Annotated in this window: 19 protein-coding genes and 1 riboswitch; of the genes, 11 read left to right on the top strand and 8 right to left on the bottom strand. The window is 49.3% G+C overall.

Translation table 11 applies throughout. The annotated features are described in order from the left end of the window. Positions 1-90 precede the first annotated feature (90 nt). Together ACKTT9_RS35745 and ACKTT9_RS35740 are read left to right on the top strand one after the other, a co-directional pair. A complete protein-coding gene (locus ACKTT9_RS35745; protein WP_407869741.1) occupies positions 91-1,878 on the top strand; it encodes a sensor histidine kinase in 1,788 nt (595 codons plus the stop codon). A gap of 1 nt (position 1,879) precedes the next feature. After that, positions 1,880-3,508, top strand: coding sequence for a helix-turn-helix domain-containing protein (locus tag ACKTT9_RS35740; RefSeq protein ID WP_407869740.1), 1,629 nt, complete (start codon positions 1,880-1,882; stop codon positions 3,506-3,508). A 612-nt stretch (positions 3,509-4,120) separates the two neighbouring features. Here the strand turns inward: ACKTT9_RS35740 and ACKTT9_RS35735 are convergent. Continuing rightward, positions 4,121-5,236 carry an IS110 family transposase gene (locus ACKTT9_RS35735; RefSeq protein ID WP_407869224.1) on the bottom strand — a complete coding sequence of 372 codons (1,116 nt, stop codon included), beginning with the start codon at positions 5,234-5,236 and terminating at the stop codon, positions 4,121-4,123. A 433-nt stretch (positions 5,237-5,669) separates the two neighbouring features. Here ACKTT9_RS35735 and ACKTT9_RS35730 point away from each other — a divergent pair, with 433 nt between their 5' ends. Further along, positions 5,670-9,242 (top strand): OmpL47-type beta-barrel domain-containing protein, encoded by a 3,573-nt coding sequence (locus ACKTT9_RS35730; protein WP_407869739.1) that lies wholly within the window; start codon positions 5,670-5,672, stop codon positions 9,240-9,242. Positions 9,243-9,429: 187 nt separating this feature from the next. Here the strand turns inward: ACKTT9_RS35730 and ACKTT9_RS35725 are convergent, their stop codons facing one another. After that, complete coding sequence (locus tag ACKTT9_RS35725) at positions 9,430-9,558, bottom strand: hypothetical protein (protein WP_407869738.1); 129 nt, start codon at positions 9,556-9,558, stop codon at positions 9,430-9,432. A 477-nt stretch (positions 9,559-10,035) separates the two neighbouring features. Here ACKTT9_RS35725 and ACKTT9_RS35720 point away from each other — a divergent pair, with 477 nt between their 5' ends. Together ACKTT9_RS35720 and ACKTT9_RS35715 are read left to right on the top strand one after the other, a co-directional pair. Next, positions 10,036-11,259, top strand: coding sequence for a multidrug effflux MFS transporter (locus ACKTT9_RS35720; RefSeq protein WP_407869737.1), 1,224 nt, complete (start codon positions 10,036-10,038; stop codon positions 11,257-11,259). 99 nt (positions 11,260-11,358) lie between these two features. Next, positions 11,359-12,207 carry a hypothetical protein gene (locus ACKTT9_RS35715; protein ID WP_407869736.1) on the top strand — a complete coding sequence of 283 codons (849 nt, stop codon included), beginning with the start codon at positions 11,359-11,361 and terminating at the stop codon, positions 12,205-12,207. Positions 12,208-12,266: 59 nt separating this feature from the next. Here ACKTT9_RS35715 and ACKTT9_RS35710 read toward each other — a convergent pair whose 3' ends face one another. Together ACKTT9_RS35710 and ACKTT9_RS35705 are read right to left on the bottom strand one after the other, a co-directional pair. Continuing rightward, positions 12,267-12,878, bottom strand: a complete 612-nt coding sequence (locus ACKTT9_RS35710) for a DedA family protein (protein WP_407869735.1) — start codon at positions 12,876-12,878, stop codon at positions 12,267-12,269. Between the two features lie 28 nt (positions 12,879-12,906). Next, positions 12,907-13,848, bottom strand: coding sequence for a DNA-3-methyladenine glycosylase family protein (locus tag ACKTT9_RS35705; RefSeq protein WP_407869734.1), 942 nt, complete (start codon positions 13,846-13,848; stop codon positions 12,907-12,909). 155 nt (positions 13,849-14,003) lie between these two features. On the opposite strand from ACKTT9_RS35705, the gene ACKTT9_RS35700 reads away from it, so the two are divergent. Genes ACKTT9_RS35700 through ACKTT9_RS35690 form a run of 3 tightly spaced genes read left to right on the top strand, consistent with a single transcriptional unit; the run spans position 14,004 to position 15,984 of the window. After that, positions 14,004-14,549 (top strand): bifunctional transcriptional activator/DNA repair enzyme AdaA, encoded by a 546-nt coding sequence (locus tag ACKTT9_RS35700; protein WP_407869733.1) that lies wholly within the window; start codon positions 14,004-14,006, stop codon positions 14,547-14,549. 23 nt (positions 14,550-14,572) lie between these two features. Beyond that, positions 14,573-15,136, top strand: a complete 564-nt coding sequence (locus ACKTT9_RS35695) for a methylated-DNA--[protein]-cysteine S-methyltransferase (RefSeq protein WP_407869732.1) — start codon at positions 14,573-14,575, stop codon at positions 15,134-15,136. Positions 15,137-15,162: 26 nt separating this feature from the next. After that, positions 15,163-15,984, top strand: a complete 822-nt coding sequence (locus tag ACKTT9_RS35690) for a radical SAM protein (protein ID WP_407869731.1) — start codon at positions 15,163-15,165, stop codon at positions 15,982-15,984. Between the two features lie 2 nt (positions 15,985-15,986). Here the strand turns inward: ACKTT9_RS35690 and ACKTT9_RS35685 are convergent, their stop codons facing one another. After that, positions 15,987-16,922 carry a helix-turn-helix domain-containing protein gene (locus ACKTT9_RS35685; protein ID WP_407869730.1) on the bottom strand — a complete coding sequence of 312 codons (936 nt, stop codon included), beginning with the start codon at positions 16,920-16,922 and terminating at the stop codon, positions 15,987-15,989. Positions 16,923-17,130: 208 nt separating this feature from the next. On the opposite strand from ACKTT9_RS35685, the gene ACKTT9_RS35680 reads away from it, so the two are divergent. After that, positions 17,131-17,868 carry a ThuA domain-containing protein gene (locus ACKTT9_RS35680; protein ID WP_315952925.1) on the top strand — a complete coding sequence of 246 codons (738 nt, stop codon included), beginning with the start codon at positions 17,131-17,133 and terminating at the stop codon, positions 17,866-17,868. A 53-nt stretch (positions 17,869-17,921) separates the two neighbouring features. Here the strand turns inward: ACKTT9_RS35680 and ACKTT9_RS35675 are convergent, their stop codons facing one another. Continuing rightward, positions 17,922-18,422: a CBO0543 family protein gene (locus ACKTT9_RS35675; RefSeq protein ID WP_407869729.1), complete on the bottom strand. Its 501-nt coding sequence runs from the start codon at positions 18,420-18,422 to the stop codon at positions 17,922-17,924. A 571-nt stretch (positions 18,423-18,993) separates the two neighbouring features. Next, on the bottom strand, positions 18,994-20,442 hold the full coding sequence (locus ACKTT9_RS35670; protein ID WP_407869728.1) for a PLP-dependent aminotransferase family protein: 1,449 nt from the start codon (positions 20,440-20,442) through the stop codon (positions 18,994-18,996). A 119-nt stretch (positions 20,443-20,561) separates the two neighbouring features. Between ACKTT9_RS35670 and ACKTT9_RS35665 the strand changes: the two genes are divergently transcribed. Then, a complete protein-coding gene (locus tag ACKTT9_RS35665) occupies positions 20,562-21,467 on the top strand; it encodes a DMT family transporter (protein ID WP_407869727.1) in 906 nt (301 codons plus the stop codon). 122 nt (positions 21,468-21,589) lie between these two features. Further along, on the top strand, positions 21,590-22,138 hold the full coding sequence (locus ACKTT9_RS35660) for a CBO0543 family protein (protein WP_407869726.1): 549 nt from the start codon (positions 21,590-21,592) through the stop codon (positions 22,136-22,138). 86 nt (positions 22,139-22,224) lie between these two features. Here ACKTT9_RS35660 and ACKTT9_RS35655 read toward each other — a convergent pair whose 3' ends face one another. Further along, entirely contained in the window at positions 22,225-22,401 is a 177-nt protein-coding gene (locus ACKTT9_RS35655) for a YjfB family protein (protein ID WP_157324065.1), read from the bottom strand. A 168-nt stretch (positions 22,402-22,569) separates the two neighbouring features. After that, a riboswitch (FMN riboswitch) is annotated at positions 22,570-22,719 on the top strand. Positions 22,720-22,729: the final 10 nt, after the last annotated feature.

Below are 22,729 nucleotides of genomic sequence, written 5' to 3'. Positions count from 1 at the left end.
GCGCAAGATTATTGCTATAATGAAAAGAGGAGGCCCTAGGCTCCTCTTTTTCCCATTTCCAAAGGTGCATTCGAAAGGCAGGAGAACGTTGTGCCAGGTTGGCTTCGCAGGTTATCTTTACGCAATAAATTGGTGCTGACGATTCTGGTTTGTCTCGTTCTGCCATCGGTTGTTTCCATGAATGTCTCCTCCCTGTTTACAAGAGATGCGGTAAGAACGCAGGTGACAGACTCTTCGCGCGAATCGATGCGGATCGTGAGTCAAATTGTGAATGGCCAGATCAAAAATATGATTTATGTGATGAACTTCATTCAATTTGATGAGGAATTGCAGCCGTCTATCCGGGAATTAGGCAGAGCGAATGAGACAACGGATAAAGGAGATGTCCTGCAATACAAGCAGACGATAGCGAAAAGAATGTCAACGGTGATCGACTCCTTCGGGAATCTGAGCGTGACGGTTTTGCTGCCCAATAAGGAGTACGTCGCTTCCTATACCACTTTTGCTTTTAATCCGACGGATTTTATGAGAAAAAGCTGGTTTAGCGCCGTTGAACAAGTTTCCGGCTACAATGTATTGTGGATCGGGGCTGAGCCCAATTACAGTGAATCCACGAATCAGCCGTATTTGCTGTCGGCAGCCAAACCGCTTCGCAAGAACGATATCACTTATGGGTATGTGATTGTTGGTCTGGAGCTTCGCTTGCTGCAAGACCTTTTCAACCAATATCAAAATAATGAGTCTATGGTGATCATTGATGAAGAGGGACGCATTCTGGTCGATAAAGATTCCACGACGATCGGTACGAAATTCCCTTATTATGATCAGCTGCCCAAGGAGGATGGCTCTTCTTTTGTGAAGGTGGCGGGAGAAGATTATATCCTGCTCAGCAGTCATGTAACGCCGGAGTGGCAGCTTGTGAATATGAGTCCCTATAAAACAGCGGCACAGAAGATTGAGTCATTTCGAAAAACAGATTTTCTCATTCAACTATTTTTTCTGGTCTTATTTGCCGTTACTTTACTATATATGGTGCGCACGCTCACAAAACCGATTGCGCGGCTTGTCCAAACGGTTGTCCGGATTGAATCCGGTCAACTCGGCGAACGCTCCAACATTACCGGCGTGGATGAAGTGGGCCGGCTGGGGTACGTTTTCGACCGGATGATTGATCGTATTGAGCTGATGCTCGAGGAAAACCGCCGCGAGCAGGAACTCAAGCGCATGGCCGAGCTGGCGATGCTGCAGGCGCAGATTAATCCGCATTTTCTATTTAATGTGCTGAATTCCATCCGTTTGAAAATCATGATGAAAGGGGATTCCGAGAACGCGGAATTGATTTCTTCCCTATCGTCGCTCCTGCGGATGACCATTAATCGAAATAACGAATATATTCCGCTGCATGAGGAAATTGAGATCATTGAACATTACGTTCGACTGCTGAATTCCAGGCATGGAGATCGAGTGAACCTACGCATTTCGGCGGCTTCCGATACGCTGCTCATTGAGATCCCTCGGTTTCTGCTGCAGCCGCTCATCGAGAATGCCTATCTTCACGGGCTAAAAAGCAAACCTGGAGAAATCACGATCGCTTCCAGAATCTGTGAGGATGGACGGCTTCAGCTTGAAGTCAGAGACTCGGGCGTAGGCATGACAACGGAACGTTTGGAAGAGCTTCGCACACATCTTGTGACACGGCCGACGAAGCATCACCATGCTTCGCGAAGCCCGTCCTTATCGGGTATTGGTTTACAAAATGTACTAGAGCGCCTTCGCATCATCTACGGCCATCGTTTCGATTATGAAATCGCGAGCGGGCCAGATCAGGGAACGCAGATTGTTCTGCGCTTTCCGCAGCAGACAGGAAAGGAGGGTTAGCATGTATACAGTCATGATTGTCGATGATGATTTACCTGTGCTTGAATTTTTGAGTTCAGCGATCAAATGGGAGGAACTGGGTTTTCGATTGACAGGGGCCTTTGAAAATCCTCTGGACGCCCTGGAAGCCGGACGGCGGGCCAAAACCGATGTACTGATCAGCGATATCGGCATGCCGGAAATGAATGGGCTGGATTTAATCCGCTCTCTCCGTGAGGGAGATCCTCATGTGAAGGCGGTCATTCTCTCCTGCCATGATGATTTTCACTATGCGCAAAAAGCGATGAAGCTTTCGGTGAGTGAATATATCCTGAAAGAAACGATGAATATCAGCAACATTTCGGAGGTGCTCGGCAGACTGAAGGAGCAGCTGGATGCGGAGGATCACGTACTCTCCAAAAGCCGCAAGCTTGAGAAGGAGGCCGCGCTGCACCGCAGCTCGTCCAAGCGCCATTTTATCCGCAGTACGGTCAATGAGCCGTTGTTTGATTCGGAGGAATGGAGCCAGCAAGCGGAAGGGTTCGGTCTGCGTCTAGGGCAGCACGGGGTACTGCCGGTTTTCGGGTACGCCAACCGGGCGAAGGAGGCGAATCAGCGTTTCCAATCCAGGGATTTATTCGATTACACCATCCAAAATATCATAGAAGAGCTGCTTGTCGATCAGAAGGAAATCACGTTGTTCACGTATGATACGGGCGAAATTGTTCTGCTGTTCCCGCAATATGGCAGCATGCATGTCAACAACAGCCAGAAGGTCGAGCAGACGCTGAGACATCTGCAAAGCTGTTTGCAACAATATGCGAAAGTAGCGTTCTCTTTCATTACGGGGAGTCCGGCCAAGGATGTGCGCTCGTTAAAGGAGCAGCTGAAGCGAATGATAGAAGGGCGAAGCTCGCGGTTCTACTTGCCGGAAAGCTCCGTCATGAAGTTGGAGCATATACGGGAAGGCTTCGGAGACGGGGGATTGCTGCTGGCCGAGTATGCTCAGACGCTGGATGAGTTTCGAAGCGTAGTGTTCGATGAGCGATCTGATTTGATCGATATGTATGTCTCGAAGTGGATCGATTTCATCCAGTACCATCGGTTTCGGCCCATGGAAGTGAAAGAATGGCTGCTGAAGATGATTCTTGATGTGCGCATGCGGCTCAAATCGCTGCAGCATTACCAGTCGACGTTTTCATCGGAACTCTTGCATCATGATGTGCACGAACTGTCGTCGGTGCGAGAGCTGGAATTGTGGCTGAAGGATTATCTGCAGCAGGCCATTCAGTGGGCAGGGCAAGTGTACCGTGAGTCGCACAACCGCGAGATTATTGAGTGTCAGCGATTCGTTTATAATCATTTGCATATGAAAATTTCGCTCGAAGACGCGGCGGCGCATCTGCACCTTCATCCGAGTTATTTGAGCCGGCTTTTCAAGAAGGAAACCGGTGAGAATTTCGTGGAGTATGTGACGCGGATGAAGATGGAGAAAGCGAAGGAGCTTTTGGAAATCACGGATAAAACGGTGGAACAAATCGCCGACATGCTCGGCTATGAGAATAAAAATTACTTCGGAAAGCTGTTCAAAGCGCACACGGGGACTGTACCGAATGCGTTTCGTGGGCAGACCAAGGGAGCTCAACCTTAACCAGCTAACATACAAAACCTGACGGATTAGACGCCGTTAGGTTTTTTTTTATATAGCCAATCACCACCTCTCCGGCCAAAAACAAATTTAAAAAACTAGCGAGAATATCGCTAAGCCTTCACTGAGGGAACTGGAGTCCGCTATTTGGTGGAAAACGAGCTGTTTTCTTTCTGAGGGGAACTACAGGGCCCTGATATGAACGCACTCTGTCAAGCCCCCAATTTAGTACGAGAGTAATTGAGTGTTTTTTGTAAGCAAATAACTCGGCACAGGAGCAAAATGCAAGCAACGGCTAGCATCCTGATATTCGCGGGCTGGTTACCGCAGTTAATGACTTTCGTTAAGAAGAGCTTCCTGTAAACTATTGTCGCACGCAGCTATTAGCAAACCTATAGTTGTGCATAAGGCCTCACACGGACTCTCTTCAACCCCTACTTTGCTCCTGGGCCCAATTATTGCTTTTGTTTCACCATACTTAGGTATCTTATTCCTGCTAAAGTATCGACTGTCAAGGCCGCGAAGCGCAACGTTTAGCCTTGACAGCTCGGATGATTTGAAGACTATGTCTTGTCCCAGCCTGTCGGCTGGGCACTCTAAACCCTGTTGTCGGTTTTAGGCCGTTACAGATCGTTCGACTTTACACGCGATTTCCCAGATGAATCCGACTAGTTCTCGCGCAACTGCTGTTACAGCTACATTAGATTCTTTTCCACGGTACACAAGTTTACAGTATTTGCTGTTCAGCCGTATTTGCGCTCTCCATGAGACAGCCAGAAGTTCGCCTTCCTGACCTTCCATTCGTTTTCTAAGTTCCCTGCCTATCGATGGCTTATGACGATAACTCCAACTTGATTCAACCAAAGTGCGACGAACTCCACGATTACCCGCCTTGGTAATACTTCCTCTTCGCGTACTAAGTCCTGTAGAATGCTCTCGTGGGACCAAGCCAAGGTAAGCCATGAGCATGGCAGGATTTCGGAAACGTGTAAAACAACCTATTTCAGCAACAAGCGTAAGCGCCGAGATGATGGCTACCCCTTTTAATACCTGAAGTGCTTTAACGACTGGACCCAAAGCCCCTTTTTGAGCATATTGAATAATGCTCGCTTCCAGACGTTGAAGGCGACTTTCGGATTCATGAATCGCCTGCAAATATTCTTGAAACATGAGCTGATCAGATTCTCTTTCCCATTTCAAGCTGGTCAACCACTCTCTGTAATTTCGTGTCCAACGATTTTTGATGGCAGGTGGATGAGAAATTTGACGCCGCAGAAGTAACTTTAATACCCGCTGGCGATCTCGATGGAGATCCTCTTTCGCATCCTCTCTTGAGCGAACAAGATCGCGAAGAGCTTCTTGTTCAGGAGTTGGTACGTGCACAGCTGTTAGTTCTCCCGCGCGAAACAGTGTAGCAAGACGAAGGGCATCTCGTTTATCTGTCTTAATTTGATCGCCTGTCCGGACTGGAATGAGGGAAGGGGCGATAACTTTACAAGTAATACCGAGCGCAGTTAGCCAGTGAAAGAGTACATAACCCGTTGGGCCAGCTTCGTAACAAACTTCTAAGTTTTCAGCATTGCCGAGTTGTCTCATTATTTTCTTTACGAACTCCAGTTTATGAGGGAAGTGCCCAACGAAGCGAGGTTCGTCGCGTCCAGCGTCTGCAACAGCAACAGAAATCTTGTCTTTAGATACGTCTAAACCTATGAATTTTGTGGTATGCTTCATATTAACAGCTCCTATTTTGCTTATTAGCTCTGGATTGGTATGGATTGATTGTTCATTACCAGTTTAGCCTACGATTCAGCAAATATTAGGGGCTGTTGTGCGTTCATCATAACTATTTCGGCACTATGGCTCAGTTTTCAGTTGAAATCGGTGAAATAGCGGACCATAGTTCCCCATACAGACGAAAAATATGCCTTTTCAAAGGAATAGCGACCTGTAGTACCCAATTTAGCAAATCGGAAGAACGATCAAGTAGGGTGCAAGACGACCATTTGGCAGAAACAACACCGAACACAGGAGATCGCCAAAGTTATTGTCAGCTTACACAAATTTCCTTAACTTTACAAAAAAAATGCACTATCCCTTTTTGAACCATGGTAAAATTAGGGACGGTACAAGGCTTGTCACATTGATGATAAGGGAGGAATTTGTAATGGGTAAGAGAGCGGGATGGAAAGCAAAAGCGATAAAAGCGGCGTTGGCTTTAACAGTAGCGCTACCTCTACAAGTGCTGGCTACAAGCAGCTGGCAGGCAGTTATGGCGGAAGGGCCAAGTGATCCGGCTCCATTCATTGAAGCGAAAGTAGTCAACGAAAATGCAGGGAAGAAAGTCCTGTTCGACAACACGCACGAACAAACCGCTGGTGCGGCGGACTGGGTCATCGACGGTGCTTTTTCAGATTTTGGAAACGCGTTAGCAAATAACGGCTACTACGTCAAAGAACTGCGTAAAACAACACCTATCACACTTAGCGATTTGAGCGGTTATGACGTTTTTGTCGTAGCTGAGTCTAATGTTCCTTATAAGACGAGCGAACAAGCAGCTTTGGCACAGTACGTACAAGGCGGCGGAAGTATCTTCTTCATCGGCGATCACTACAATGCGGATCGCAACAAGAACCGTTGGGACGGTTCGGAAGTATTCAACGGCTACCGTCGTGGCGCGTGGACGAACCCAGCCAGCGGCATGAGCGCTGAAGAAAGCGCCTCATCAGCGATGCAGGATGTAGCTAGCTCAGACTGGTTAGCAACGCAATTCGGTTTGCGTTTCCGCTACAACGCTTTAGGCGATATTAATGCGAACCAAATCGTGTCGCCGCAGCAGTCGTTCGGTATCACCACAGGTGTATCCAGCGTAGCGATGCATGCGGGTTCAACGCTGGCGATCATCGATCCGACAAGGGCCAAAGGAATCGTGTACTTGCCGCAAACGAATGAGGCTTGGGCAAGCGCAGTCGATCAAGGTGTCTATAACGGTGGCGGTGTGGCGGAAGGCCCTTTTGTCGCCGTAGCCAAGTCAGGTGCAGGCAAAGCCGGATTCATCGGCGATTCCTCCCCGGTGGAGGATGCGACGCCGAAGTATTTGCGTGAGGATACAGGCGCGAAGAAGACGACGTATGACGGTTTCAAAGAAGTGGACGACGGCGTCCTGCTTGTGAATATGGTGAATTGGCTGGCGAAAAAAGAAAGCTACACAAGCTTGTCGGAAGTAAGCGGCCTGCAGTTGGATCAGCCGACGGCGCTGCTGCCTTTTGAGACGCCGGCTAATTCTACAGAGCCGCAGCCGGAGCCGTGGGCGGCGCCTAACGCCGGCTACAAATGGTATGACCGCAGCACGTTCAAAGCGGGCTCCTATGGCGGTCCTGCTGCGACGGCTAGTGCAGCTTACAGCTTCGTGCATCAAGCAACGCTGCCGAATGCCGTGGACTTCCCTCTGCGAGTTGTCGTAGACAACCTGCCTCCATCTACAACGGTTACCGGGTTCAACGTTGGTATTTATTTGGTTACCGGCGGCACGCAAATTGCGATGGTTCAAAATGCCGACGGCACATGGCCTAGCGCATACGGATATAGTACACAGTTCAGCGTGACCTCGGATATCAACGGTCATGCAACGAAGGACTTGATGGTTCGCATTAAGCCGGGAACGACGGCTGCGGCGAATTTACGCCTGCGTCAAGCTTCTACGAACCTGAAAACCGAAGGCGTTACGCTTGGCAACGTACCTGCGGAGTCTTTGCCCGAAGAGGAAAACCCGATCCCGGCGAAGATCAATATCTCCGATGCTCGGAGCAAAGCAGCCGGCACCTTGGTAACGGTGGAGGGTGTTGTAACGACGGAGCCGGGCGCTTTTGGCGGTCAGGCATTCTACCTGCAGGATGAAACAGGCGGAATTTACGTGTTCCAGAGTCTGAGTGGTTTTCATCAGGGAGATAAAGTGAAGGTTACAGCATCTACGGCTGTATTCAATACGGAGCTGGAGTTAGCGGATCCAGTTGCTATCGAAAAAACAGGCGCAGCGGCATTACCAACGCCAATAGCTGCAGCAGCAGTAACTAATGACAATCAAGGGCAATTGCTCGAGCTTAGTGATGTTACCGTGAGCAATATCATCAGCGCTACGCCGGCAGGTTCTTTTGAATTTGATGCTGTAAAAGGTTCCGTGAGCAATCACATCCGTGTAGATGTAAGAACTGGTTTAACCCTGAGCTCGTTCCCTTACCAAGCGGGACAAACGGTAAACATCAAAGGTGTTGCTGCTATTTTTAAAGGTGTATTCCAATTAAAACCAAGAGGCTTAAGCGACTTTACGGTTGCAGCCGATACAGCAGCGCCTGTTACGACTGCGAGCTTATCCGGATCAGCAAACAGCGAAGGCTGGTATAAAGAAGATGTGACCGTAACGTTGTCGGCGGTAGATGATACGGCAGGTGCTTTAACAACGAAGATCAGCTTGAACGGCGGTGCTGCGGTTCCTTATGAGGCGCCAGTCGTGATTCAAACGGAAGGTACGAATACAATTGCTTACTCCTCGACAGATGCGGCAGGGAATGAGGAAGCTGTCAAATCCTTGCAAGTGAAGCTGGATAAAACGGCTCCAACGGCCGTGTTAACGCAGTCGGGGCATGCAGTTGGAAACGTTACGGATGCTGAAACATTAACATTTGTGTTAGCTGGTGCAGATACACTTTCAGGTGTAGCCGAGCAGACGTTGACATTGGATGGAGCTGCCATCAGCAGCGGTCAATCCATTGCAGCAGGCAGTTTAACGCAAGGTGCGCACACAGTGGCCTACCGCGTTGTCGATGCAGCGGGTAATGTTACGCAAGCGACTGTACCGTTTAATGTGAGCGCGAAAGTAACGCTTAGCCAAGCGAGTCTTTCGGCGAATACGACTTCGCTCAAACCGGGCGAAACAACAGCTACGCAAGTAGCGGGTGTGTTAAGCAACGGAGCAGCGGCTGATCTTAGCGGTGCTGCGATTGTATATAGTACAAGTAATGGAGCCGTAGCGACCATCGATGCACAAGGTAAAGTGAGCGCGGTGGCTGAAGGTACTACACAGTTAACAGCAGCAGTTACTTTAAATGGAACAACGGTGCATACAGGCGCTGTAACTATCACGGTTGTGAAGCCATTGTCCTTAGGGGCGCCAGGAGTGCCTGTGTTGTCGGACAATAGCGGCCAAGCAACCGGGTTGAAAGACGGGAACTACACGGTGACCATGAACATGTGGTGGGGCAATAACGGATCTGTGTTCAAATTGTACGAAAATGGGGTGCTCATTCAGACGCAATCGCTGACGGATGCATCTCCGACCGCCCAAACGGCCAAAGTCGAAGTAAAAGGCAAAGCAAATGGCACTTATACGTATACAAGTGAGCTTATTAATTCTTTTGGAACAACAACAAGCGCTCCGTTGGTTGTGAAAATTACGGATGCAGCACCTGGCAAGCCGGTCCTTTCTCAAGACAATTGGGATGGAGACGGCAACTACAAGGTATCGATGAACATGTGGTGGGGGACGAACGCCACGGAGTACCGTTTGTATGAAAATGGTGTTTTGATCGAAACGAAGGCATTAAACACAGCTTCGCCTAGCGCTCAAAGCGCGGTGAGCACGATCGCGGGTCGCGCTGTCGGCGTGTACGAATACCGCTGCGAGTTGGTTAACGCGGGTGGCGTTACTTCCAGTGATAAGCTGATTGTGAACGTGACGAAGTAAGGAGTCAGCATGATAGAGCCCCTAACACCCCGAGTGTTGGGGGCTCTTTGCGTTCACACATAAGAATAAGGGGGGGTTCCCCCTTAATTATTGTTACGCGCCGAATGTGCGTGTCACGCTAAGAAATAATGGTTCGGCGTTTGACCGCCTTACCGCCAAGTAATCCAATTTGCTCTGCATGATCACCTTACCGCCAAGTAATCCAATTGCTCAGCATGCCCTCCTTGCCGCCAAGTAATCCAATTGCACAGCATGCCCTCCTTGCCGCCAAGTAATCCAATTTGCTCAGCATGACCACCTTGCGCAATGTAGCCATATCGCGCCGTATCAGCTCATCCCGTCATGGCCGCTGGCCCCCATGTCTATGTTGCACTTTGTACAGTATAGAACAGCTTCAAGCCTCACCAATCCGCTCTTCATTGCACAAATTACAATGAATTCAATCAAAATAGCGTGAAAACCACGATACTTTGCCTTCTACGTTGTACTTTGCACAACGTAGAAGGCAGCAGTGGTCGAATTGAGTCCTCTCTATTGCATTAAGTGCATTATAGAGAAGGCATTGGCATTGTTACGTCCTATCTGGCAAACGCGTTCGCCCTGAAGGGACGGCTAGTCGTTTATCATAAAAAAAACGCCCCTGATTCATCTTAAAGATGAATAGGGAAGTTCTTCGCCGCATTAGCTCTTATTATAGCGGGTGGGAAGTGCTCTGGTTATTGCTCTTCACTCTAGACAAAATTTAAGCACAATGTTAGCTTAATTGAACTACTTAATGAAAGTTGTGATCAAAATGTCCAACCAACTGGCTTCCCAAGCCGGCATGTCCACTGGCCGCTACAGCCGATTATGGATCGTGCTCGTGCTCGGATCCCTAGCGTCCTTCGGGCCGCTTTCGCTGGATATGTACCTGCCGGCACTGCCGAATCTGGCGGGCGATCTCCATACCAGCACCTCACTCGCCCAAATGAGCCTCACCGCCTGTATGCTGGGGCTGTCCATCGGCCAGCTCATCGCAGGATCTGTCAGCGATGTGCGCGGTAGACGCGCGCCGCTGCTGATCGGATTGATCCTCTACGCGATCTCTTCGATTCTGTGCATGTTTGCGCCGTCCATCGGTGTTTTCCTGGGCTTGCGATTTGTGCAAGGCTTGGCGGGCGCGGCCGGGATCGTCATTTCCCGCGCGATCGTGCGCGACATGTACGATGGCGTGGAGCTAACGAAGTTTATCGCGCTGCTGATGCTGGTGAACGGCGCTGCGCCCATCCTTGCGCCGATTGTAGGCGGGCAGATTCTGCAGTTCACATCATGGCGCGGCGTGTTCCTCGTTCTAGGTGCGATTGGCGTGCTGATGCTGCTAGCTGCAACGTGGGGCTTGAAGGAAACGCATCCGCCGGATCGCCGTTCCAAAGGCGGCCTCGCCAACACGCTGCGAACATTCCGCGGGCTCCTCACAAACCGCATGTTCATGGGCTACGCGCTGACACAAGGGCTCGTTTTTGCCGGCATGTTCGCCTATATTTCCGGATCGCCGTTCGTGCTGCAGGAGATTTACGGTGTATCTCCGCAAATATTCAGCGTTTGCTTCGCCGTGAACGGGCTTGGCGTCATCCTCGCCGGTCAAGTGACGGGCAAGCTCGCTGGCAAAGTAAGCGACCACCGCTTGCTGGCAGGCGGGCTGGCCATGGCCGCTTTTGGCGGCCTGCTGCTTCTCGTCGCCGTTCTGATCGGGGCAGGGCTTCCGGCCATCCTTGTTGCCTTTTTCTTCATCGTTTCCAGCGTAGGCCCTGTCTCCGTGGCCACTTCCTCACTTGCTCTGCAGAGTCAAGGGAAAACGGCGGGGAGTGCAGCGGCGTTGCTGGGACTGCTTTCTTTTATCATCGGTGGCCTGATTGCTCCGCTTGTTGGTCTTGGCGGCAGCCAGACTGCAGTACCGCTTGGCATCATCATTGCTTGTATGGAGATAGGGGCAATTCTCTGTTTCATAGGCATGACAAAGGGCAGAAAGACAGCGTAAACTTTTTGACGGAATGTTCTGTGACTTCAAATTTTTTTCACAATTGTCCTATATACTGAAGAAAATTAGACCAATTCATGAAAAAGGTGGAGTTACAGGATGAAGCTTATTCATAAGAAAGTGCTGGTCAGTACGCTCGCAGCAGGACTACTCATTGGCGGTGGCCTCGCGCTTCAGCATAACCAGGTATTCGCAGATGAGACGAGTACGGTAACGCCTGCACCTCAGAAGGACAAATTCAAGGATAACCATCATAAAGATTTTCGCGGAGGTTCCAATAACCAAGGTCACGGGCCGGCCAAAGGCGGTTTTGAATTCGGCAAAGGGGGCGCCATCGATTTCGCTGCCGTTCTTGGGATTGATCAGGCCGTGTTGAAAGATGAGATCAAACAAGGTAAAACACTGGTACAAATCGCTCAAGAGAAAGCGAATCTGACGGAAGATGCACTTCTGGCCAAATTGACGGAAGCTGAGACTAAGAAGATTGATGATGCAGTTACAGCCGGAAAATTGAAGCAGGAGCAGGCCGACAAAATGAAATCGGGCCTGGCGGATCGCTTGAAAAAAATGGTCGAGTCCAAACCGCACGCCATGAATTTCAAAGGCGTACAACCGCATGGAGGCATGATGCCGGGCGGCATGTTCGGCAATTCCGCTGAAATCGCAACGATTCTGGGGATCACGGAAGATGAGCTTGCTGCGCAGCGCAAAGCAGGGAAGTCTCTGGCTGAAATCGCCCAAGATAAAGGTATTACTGAGGATCAACTGATCTCAAAGTTGAAAGATAATTTAACGGATGAGTTGAAAAGCTTTGTTGAACGCAAAGGCGGAGTGCCCCCGATGAAACCGGGTTCGGGTCATGAAGGCTTTAAATTCAAAGGAAAACCAGGTCATCCGGCAGCTCCAGAGCAAACAACAACACCAGAACCATCAGCAACACCACAATAAATCAAAGAAAGGTTGCCTCTATCGATCTCTGTGACCGATGGGGCAACCTTTTTATATGTTCAAATCCCCGTCTTTAAACGGTTACGCCATTTAACTAACAGAATCCCCGCCAGCACAGCGCACGCGCCAATCATCGCATAGATCAAAAATTTCTCCACCCACATGAAAATCGCCTGCCACTGTTCGCCGAACAGGTAGCCAATGCCGAAAAAAGCGACGACCCATAAGGCAGAACCTGTGAAAGCATACATCGCAAAAACCCGGAATGGAATGCGAATGATGCCTACAAAGTAGAAAATAAACTGCCTGATCCCAGGTATAAAGAAGCTGAAAAGAAGCACTTTATTGCCAAACTTTTCGTAATAGCTCCGTGTCTTGTCCAAATGGCTGGGCTTCAGGAACAGCAGTTTGCCAAAACGCTCGATAATCGGCATCCCCAGCTTATACCCAATCCAATAGGTGATCGTCATACCGATGGTCGAACCGACCCAGGCGGATAGCATTGCCGGCGCCCATCTTAGCACCCCTTTATAAGATAAATACCCTGTATAGGTCATGGTTGTATTGCCAGGAGGGATCGGAAGCGCGATGACGTCAAGCGGCAGTCCGAGCAGCAGGACCAAGTAACCGTATTGGGCAAATAGTTGTTCGACTAATCCTAGAAATTTCACTGTGAGTTCGCTCCTTCATTCTCATGCTCTAGTAGAGGACACGCCATAGATAAAAGGTAGCATAAGCCTCCCAGCCTTTCCAGTTTTCAGCGAGCTGGCGAATATGGGGGAGTGTCGGCTTCTCGTCCAAGCCAAGCACATGCTTCAGCGCGTTATGCAAACCGACATCCGCAATCGGGAAAGCGGCGGCGTTGCGCAAACAGCGCATGAGGACATAATTGGCCGTCCAGGGGCCGATGCCCCGAATGCTCAGCAATTCTTTCTCCATAGCCGCAAAATCGTTCATCTTCAGCAGCTGTTCCTTGGCCAGCCGGCCCTCCGCCATCATCTGGGCAACGCCGATTAAGTACTCGGCCTTTTTTCCCGTGAATTGCAGAGCGGTCAAAGCTTCCGGTGCAAGCCCGGCAATCCGCTCAGGGGCAGGGAACGCCCAATACGTTCGACCTTGCCAATCCAGCCGGGTACCGAAGGTTTCCACGAGACGTCTTTTGAGCGTATAGGCAAAAGCGAGGTTGATTTGCTGTCCCATAATCCCCCAGCTCATCGCTTCGAACAGATCCGGAATCCCCAGCAGGCGAAGCCCGTAAAAATCCTGAGTGACTTGATCGAGCAGAGGGTCGTGTTCAGCCAGCGCATAGAACGGAGCAAGGTCTGTGCTGAGATCAAACCATTCCCACACATAACGTGCGACATGTTCAAGAAGAGCTGGAGTTACAGGGGTATCGGTGCTGGATAGCACACTTATGCGAAGCTGCAAGTTATCCTCACTGTTGACAGCGATCAGCACGCGGTTATCCCCAACGAGAAGCAGCTTATAAATATCTGAGTTATCCACATGGAATAGACATTCATTCGTGGAGCGGGTTAAGTAGCCAAGATTTTGCTCATATCGAAAAGGTTCAGGCAATGGCAGGGTGAAAGAGCTTGTCTGCTTGCTCCAGGTAAGAAGTGAAGGGTCAAAAGACGGCATAAGTCATTTCTCCTATAATCGGTTAGTTGGGCTTCCTTTATTATCGCTGAAGGCGGCTTTCGTAATCTTGCTTTCTCATCTCGCATCCCTTACAAGAGAGGACCCGTTTGGGTATACTGAGCTAGTAGAGGGAAGGCGCGGAGAGGAGCGAAGCCATGCAAGAAAAGTACTGGCAAGCTATTATTGGAAATGATTCGAGTTACGATGGCACATTTTATTATGCGGTCACGACAACAGGGATCTTCTGCAGGCCATCCTGCAAATCGAGGGTGCCGAAGCGGGAAAATGTCCGGGTATTTCCTGATCGCCAAACAGCGGTTGCGGAACACTTTCGCCCTTGTAAAAGATGCCGGCCTGATGGCTTACGGCTGCCGGATGAAGAGTGGACCGAGCTGATAGCCGACTATATCAAGGAAAGTTACGCCGAGCCGATTACGCTTTCGGTATTAGCCGAGCAATTTTATGCCAGCGTCTATCATTTGCAAAGGACATTCAAACGCTTGAAGGGCGTTACGCCTCTCACTTATCTTCAACATCAACGAATTGAAGCAGCTAAGCAGCTTTTAATAGAAACAAATAAGCCTGTGAATGTCATCGGTGCGCTGGTAGGTATTGCGAATGCCGCTCATTTTGCCACTGTATTTCAGAAAAAAACGGGTGTCACGCCATCGGAATTTCGTCAATCTTGTACCACCATCTAACCATAACCGAGGAGGGTTCTTGGATGCAAACAAATGAAGCGAGGACAGTGGCTAAATCCATATATTGGAGTGTAGTTCGTTTATTGGATAATCACTTTTTGATCGCGGCAACAGACGATGGGTTGATCTATTTGCAGTATCAAGCGGAAGATACTGAGCGGGGAGGCGTTGATGCAGAAGCGTGGTCCGAATTAACCAAATGGGCTAAGCATCGTTTCCCAGCTTATAGCTGGATGGAGAATAAGGCGGCATTAGAGCCTTATGTGCAGCAGTTGGAGGAGTATCTGCGAGGCTCGCGCAAAACGTTCACGCTGCCACTGGATCTGCGCGGGACGGAATTTCAACAATCCGTGTGGCGCGTTTTAAAAGAAATACCGCATGGTGAAACGGTCAGTTATACACAGATGGCTCAGAAGCTGGATAAAGCTAGCGCAGTAAGGGCTGTCGGTACCGCTATTGGCGCCAACCCGGTTCTTATTGTAGTTCCGTGCCATCGCGTGGTCGGGAAAGACGGTGCGTTAACTGGCTATCGCGGCGGATTGGTGAACAAAGAGAAACTATTGGGTTTGGAAAAGGTCGGTTTGTAAGCAGCAGAAAAGGAGGAGGAGTACGTATGCAGACTGAGGTGAACCATAAATCAGCGAAAACGCTGCTGACGAAAGCCAGCGGCTTTCTCGAGGGATATACGCATACGTTGAACCCGTATACGGGCTGTGCTTTTGCGTGCTCCTACTGCTACGTGAGACAGATGCCGGTGGCTCTGTTCCGCACGGAGTCCTGGGGCACCTGGGTCGATGTGAAGGCCAATGCCGCGGCTCTTCTGGAGAACGAGCTGGCCAAAGCGAAGCGCAAAGGCCCGGTCACGATCTTCATGTCCTCGGCGACGGACCCGTATCAGCCGAGCGAGTATAAGGAGCGGATCACCCGCTCGCTCCTGGAGGTGATGTCCGTGCAGCCGCCGGACTTCTTGTTCGTTCAGACCCGCAGCCCGCTGGTGAAGCGGGACGCGGATTTGTTAGCGCTGCTCGGGGACCGGGTCCGAGTCAGCATGACGGTTGAGACGGACCGCGAGGAGGTCCGCCGAGCGTTCACCCCGTCCGCGCCGCCGATACCGGCGCGGCTGGGGGCTCTTCGCGAGCTCGCGGCTCGCGGCATTCCCGTGCAGGCCACGATAGCGCCGGCGCTGCCGAGCTCGGAGCAGTTCGCCGAGCGGCTGGCGGGCATCGTGGAGCGGGTGTGCATCGACGATTACTTCATGGGCGATGGCAGTGGGGGCCGGCGCACGGCACGCATCGGCGTGCGCGCGATCTATGACGCGCTGGAGCTTTCGGACTGGTACAGTCCGGATGCGTACAAGCGCGTGCACGAACAGCTCCTGCGGCATTTTCCGCAGGAGCGTGTGTTGGTCAGCCAGCAGGGTTTCCTGCCTGGCTGATGTTAATCTGCTTGCGCCAGCAGGGGGGCGACCCCCGTTTGACTGCGCATGCGTTGTTTGAATTCTTTGGGCGAGCATTGATTATGCCGCTTGAACAGCTTGTAGAACTGCGCCATATTGAGGATGCCAACCTCAAAACTGACTTCCATCATGCTGAGGTCTCCTGTTAGCAGGAGGCGCTCGGCTTTTTTGATGCGCTTGTAATTCACGTAATCCACGAAGGATATCCCCATCACTTTTTTGAAATACTTAATAAAGTAATGATAGCTTAAATTGAGCAAGGAGCAGACGTCTTCAACCGTAATTCGCTCGCCAAGATGATTGTCGATATAATCGAGCGCCGGGCGCAAGCGAGCGATGCCTGAATCCTCCGCAAGTGCGGAAAGATCACGATTGTCATTGCGTAACATAAGCAGCAGCAGGTTCTTGATTGCCGCGCTGATGGCAAGCTCGTAACCAATTTTGCGGGATTGCGACTCTTCGAAAATCTGCAGAATAAGCTCGTAAGCGGCTTGCTTCACGGCCGGATTGCTCCGGAAAAGCTCGTTGAACTGCTCAAGCGGATGCGTGAGCTCCGAGAAACAATGCAGGTAAGGCATCGTACTCAGGTCAAAATGCTGCTTGAGATCAATTTGGAAAACGATCTGCCGCAAGGGGCCGGCGGAGTATTTGTACGTCCGATGGGGTTGGGAGGAACCCAACACGATCACATCTCCTGCGGATAAGACGGCAAGTTCATGTTTGGTTTGAATAGCCAGGAGGCCTTCCATGACGACCAGGAACTCAACCTGCTTATGTGAATGCCAAAGCCAAGGCGTTGGGACGCCGAAGTGAACGGAGTCGGAGCCAAGCTCCCATATTTTTAGGAAAAGCAGCGGGTTCTGATAAATGACTTCTTCATTGACAATTTCGGAGAAAGCACTATGTGCGGATTCCATGGTTTCGTATACCTCGCTATAGGGTAGGACATTTTTGAATATGTAAAACGACGTTACAGGTAAGGTTTATCAAGAGAAAGTATAACATTGTTTACTTGCCGAGGACACTATTGAATAATAAATAGGCACAATCTTGCCTTTCATTCCGGGAAGGGACGGACTATACTCACATTATGAATGAATACGCTATCTTGGAGGGAATAAGAAGATGAGTCAAAAGCTGAAAGTAACGGTTTGGAACGAGTACCGTCATGAAAAAGAAAGTGAAATTGTACGCGCCGCCTATCCGGACGGCATTCATACAGCAATTGGCGAAGGCATCAGCGGGAATGTAGATGTCACTTATGCGACTCTAGACGATGCTGAGCACGGTTTGACCGAAGAGGTTTTGAACAACACCGATGTTCTTATCTGGTGGGGACATAAAGCGCACGACCAAGTGCAAGACGAAATCGTAGAGCGCGTTCAAAAGCGCGTATGGCAAGGCATGGGGCTAATCGTGCTGCACTCCGGACACTTCTCCAAAGTGTTTAAGAAGCTGATGGGCACATCCTGTGACCTCAAATGGCGTGAAGCGGACGAAAAAGAGCGCATTTGGGTTGTTGCGCCAGGTCATCCAATCGTGGAAGGCATTGGGGAGTACATCGATCTTGAAGCTGAGGAAATGTACGGAGAACACTTCGATATTCCGCAACCGGATGAGTTAATCATGGTTTCCTGGTTCGAAGGTGGAGAAGTATTCCGCAGTGGTTGCACGTTTAACCGTGGAAACGGGAAAATTTTCTACTTCCGCCCAGGTCATGAGACTTACCGTACTTACTACAATGAGCAAATTCGCCGCGTAATCTCCAATGCGGTTCAGTGGGCTGCTCCGTCCACACGTGAGTATCCGAAATACGGCAATCATAAGCCGCTTGAAGAAATTAAAGCGAAAGTTAAAGCTTGATACGAATAGGGGTACCCAGGCGGTCTTTTGCAGACTTGCGGGGCACCCCTTTTTTATTTCCAGAGTGGGATATGAAAATAAAGAATCAAAAATGCGACGGCCACAACAGAAAGAAGCAGCCCGGCAGCTCGATGGCTATGGAGCAGTCTGATGGCCAAGAACATGAAGAAGTAAAAAGCAATCGACCATATAAAGTGCCACCCATGATGATAAGTGATCCGACCGTAAGCATACCACAGATATTCAAGCGCCGAAAAACCGATTACCCACAGGAAATAGTAAATCACCTGGGTGCGTTTGGCGGCAGGAAAGAAAGTTAGATACAGCAGCGTTGTACTTGGGAGCAGCAGGAAAGTGTTAACAAGGTCGGCCGTTTTGTGGTTTAGCAACAAATCAGGGTGAAACGACCAGATCATGTGATCATGACACAGGAAATTGTAAAGCAAATTGCAAAAAGAGACAAAAAGCATGACGTCGTAGTATTTATTCCACTGCTTATAGGTTCGTGAGACAATTGCAGCTATAACGAAAAGTAGATTCGTAATTAAAATCACGTAAAAGGCCCCTAGACATGAGTCGTAAATGTAGGGTTAGTTTCTGCAAAAGTGTAAAATTTTACACTTGCTTCTGCGCTTTTTCCGTTGCTTTCATCCAGACTCGGTCAGGTCTCCACCGCAATCCACTCAGCATCCCACTACTATCCCATCTTCAACACCATTCACTCAGCGCCCCATTGCTACTCCATATCCAACACATTCACTCAGTACCCCATTGCTACTCCATATCCAACACATTCACTCAGTACCCCATTGCTACTCCATCACCATCATCATCCACTCAGCATCCCATCTCTAATCTCCATTCTGGTTCTATCCAACCTTTGTCCTGCCACACATTCATTGGTTAGGGGGAAGGGGAACTATGGGGCGCTATTTTGGCTATAGCCATCCTTTTTCCTGTTTTGAGGGAACTGCAGGGTCTTATTTCTCATCACCAAGCTGAATTAGTGCCATTATTAGCAAAATAGAGGATCGTAGTTCCTTTAGATATGCCAAATAGCGGTCTCTGGAACAAATAGCGGCCCGTAGTTCCTCTGCGTTCTAAATTTTCGTGCTAGCACTCACACTAACATTCGCCATCACTCGCATAACGCCCCGCAATAGCGATAAGCCGTCTAACGCCATCCCGTAAATGCTCCTCATTCACGAAGGAATAGCTTAAACGGATCCAGGAGTTCATCTCTCTGAGCGGATCGCAGATCACGCCAGGAACGAAGGAGACCGATTGCCGGAGGCACTCCTCCAGCAGCTGCTGGGCCGGGATATGGTCCGGGAGCTGGAGCCACAGGTTGAAGCCGCCTTGAGGGCTGACCCAGCGCCATCCGGTGGAGGCTAGCTCCTGCTCAACAATTTCTTTTCGGATCTGCAGGGCAATACGCAGTTTCTCCAAATGCTGCTGCATTCTAGGAGATTCGAAATAATGCAGGAACATTTTCTGATTGACGAGGGGTGTGCCGTTGTCAGCTAATGATTTGGCCGTAATGAGTGATTGGATGACATGCGTGCCTCCCATGACAGCACAAATTCGCAGCCCAGGCGCGATATATTTGCTAAAACTGCGGAGATACACGACCCAGCCTTCCGTGTCATAAGTCAGCATAGGCGAAGGAGGAGGTTGGTCCAAGTACATCTCGTGAATGGCGTCATCTTCGATCAGCAGACAGCGATAGCGTTCAGCCAGATCAACGAGCTGCTTGCGCTGTGCGGCCGGAACCGTGTACCCGGTAGGATTATGAAAGGTAGGATTCATATAAAACAATTGTGGTTTATGCTTCTCCATAAGCTTCTCGAGTTTCGCCAGATCATAGCCGTCCGGGCTGATCTCGACAGGAATAAACCGCGCTCCCTGCTGGCGGAAAATATCAAGTGCAGCACTATACGTCGGCCGCTCAACCAAGATCGGATCCATGGGGCGGATATAGATCCGCGAGATGAGGTCGATGGCTTGCTGACCGCCTGTAGTAATCAAAAGATCGTTTGCAGCGAGCTGGAGGTTATGATGCCGAACCATGTAACGGCAGAGATACTCGCGAAGCTCCTCATCCCCTTGTGCGTTGGAGTAGGTGCCCATGAGCTTTGGATAAATGTCGAAAACTTTTTTCACATGTTCGGACAAAAAAAGATTCGGCAGCAAGTTAGGATCGATTAAAGCCTGTGAGAATTGGTACGTGACAGGGATTTGCTGAATTTCGGACAAGGAGTTTTTTAGAGCGTTGGACGTGGTGAACGAACGACCTTTTTCCGTATGCTCTGTATGGGGTTGCTCCTCTGTCTTGCAGGGACTTACGTAATAACCGGATTTCTCTTTGACGTAAACTTTCTGATGCTGCTTCAGCAACTGATAAGCACGAAAAACGGTCAGCCTGTGCACCTGCAGCTCTTCGGCAAGACGCCGGATGGAGGGGAGCTTGTCATGGGCTTGCCACTCGCCGCGATCCATGCGGGTAACCATATACTCATAAGTTTGCCTGAAAAGCAGATTAGCTTCTTTTCCAGATGTTCCTGGCGTCTTCATCCGATTTTCCCCCTTTGTTTCCTCTATGATACAACAATCATTGGAAAAACTGTTCTAGTGTCATGCATCTGTTCTGTTGCTTACCTAGTATGATACATACCAAGAGGGGGAAAACAGTCATGATTATTTTTAATTATTTGCTTATCTGTCTAATTTTTGGCACAACATTTCTGGCGATTAAGGTGGGGGTGGATGCGTCAGCGCCGCCATTTTTTTCAGCAGGCTTGAGGTTTTTTATTGCAGGGATGTTATTGTTCTGTTGGTTATTGTGGCGGAAAAAAACTACGCTAGCTCTGTTGTTTCGCAAAGAGATGCTGCTTACGGGCATCGGTCTCACATTCGGCACATTCGCAACCTTGTACTGGGCGGAGCAATATGTGTCTTCCGGGATTGCGGCCGTCCTATCGGCTACTGGACCGATTATGATTCTCGTGCTCCAAACCTTCGTATTGCGTCTGAAGACGACAAGGCTCTCTGTATTTGGCTGCATACTCGGCTTTGCAGGTATTATTATCCTTTTGCTGCCACAACTTGCGGTATCCGCCAACATCATTTGGGTGATCGGGAGCGTGGCGATTCTGGTTGGAGAACTGTTCTATTGTATGGGAGCTCTATATTCGAAAAAGGTCATTCAGCAATTTCCTGAGGCATCGCCGATTGCGCTGAACGCGGCGCAGATGATATGCGGAGGATTGCTGCTGCTGATTCTTTCATTTTTTACAGAACCTGTGAACGTTCAAAGCTTATTTTCTCCAAAAGCAGCCGGCTCTCTACTGTATTTAATCGTGATTGGCTCCATGGTGGGACATAGTCTGTTCTATTGGTTAGTGGCCAAAACGAATCCGGTTTTTCCAGCGACATGGCTGTACATTTCTCCATTGATTGCCCTGGCGGTGGGGGTCGTGTTTTATGGGGAGAGCATCACTTGGGTCACAGCTGTAGGCGTGGTAACCGTCATTGCCGGGACGATTTGTGCGAATCTGGATAGCTTGAAACCATTGCTGCAACGGCGAAAAACGGCGTGATTACGAAAAAGGGTAAGTTAATTGCGTTCTCTTTCATATGAAACAACATTTATAGAAATAATAACCACAGGAGATCAGGGTTGAACGGAAGCAGCACAAGTTTGATGGAATGGAGCTAAGTGATGGGTCACATAACAGTGTTGATTAGTTCATATTTGCCTGTAATCATTGCCTTGTTATGCTTGATTGCAGCTTGGTTTTTTGGGGATTGGAGCAACTGGAAGACCTATTATCCAACTATTCTTTTTGCTATCTGCGTAGATTTTCTCATTAGCCTTCTAAGCTATAATTTCTCGCTATGGGAATTTCATAAATCCGCAGTAACGCCTAACCATACCATCGCAGATTTTATGATTGCTTTTACTAATCTTCCATGCATTGTGATGGTGTATTTGCACAAATATCCTCTTAAGTCGCGTCCGCTGAGACAAGTGGTCTATATGGCCATTTGGTCGGCTGTATTTACCTGCATTGAAGGACTATTTCTGCTAATAAAAATGCTTACATATCATAACAACTGGAATTTCTGGTGGTCAATTGCGGTTTGGGTTTTCATGTTCATTGGGCTGCGGTTGCATTTTACGAGGCCTTTATGGGCGTGGTTGCTGTGTTTGGTAGGTGTGGTTTTCTTGATTCTATATTTCCATATTCCGATTGCTAAAATGAAATAATGGCAGCGTGGCATATGTCACGATTATACAACATCAATAGTAAAAAAGAAGGAGAATTCTTCATTCTCCTTCTCCAAAGGGTAAAACTAGACACGAATATCCAGATTCCCACCCAAGTTTGGTTGAACACTTTGTTGCATCATTTGTACCATTTGCTGAGCTTGTTGTGTGGATTGATCTTTAGCCATGCTAAGAACCCGTATTTGTACTGCTTGAGCTAAGCTGCCCTGGGCTACGGACATGGAAAGCGCAGGAACGTCCATGAGTTTCCTCCTTTATGATTAATGGGCTAACACGTTATATATCGGAAAATGAGTGGAAAATTCTTAGCTTATAGCAAGGATGAAAAATCCTTGCTTTTTTTATTTTATGGTGCTAATATTCAGGAATAAATATCACTTATGTTTTGTAAGTGACCACAAATTGAATAATTGAACCTTCGGGGCAGGGTGCAATTCCCTACCGGCGGTGAGGATACGTGCAAATGTATCTCAAGCCCGCGACTCCCGGCCTGTTAGGCTGGGACTGACTTGGTGAGATTCCAGGGCCGACGGTTATAGTCCGGATGGGAGAAGGTGAAAAACAGCTTGT

This window comes from Paenibacillus sp. P36 (assembly GCF_045866505.1).
GTDB lineage: Bacteria > Bacillota > Bacilli > Paenibacillales > NBRC-103111 > Paenibacillus_E > Paenibacillus_E chondroitinus.
This window is presented reverse-complemented; position numbering and strand designations above follow the sequence as displayed.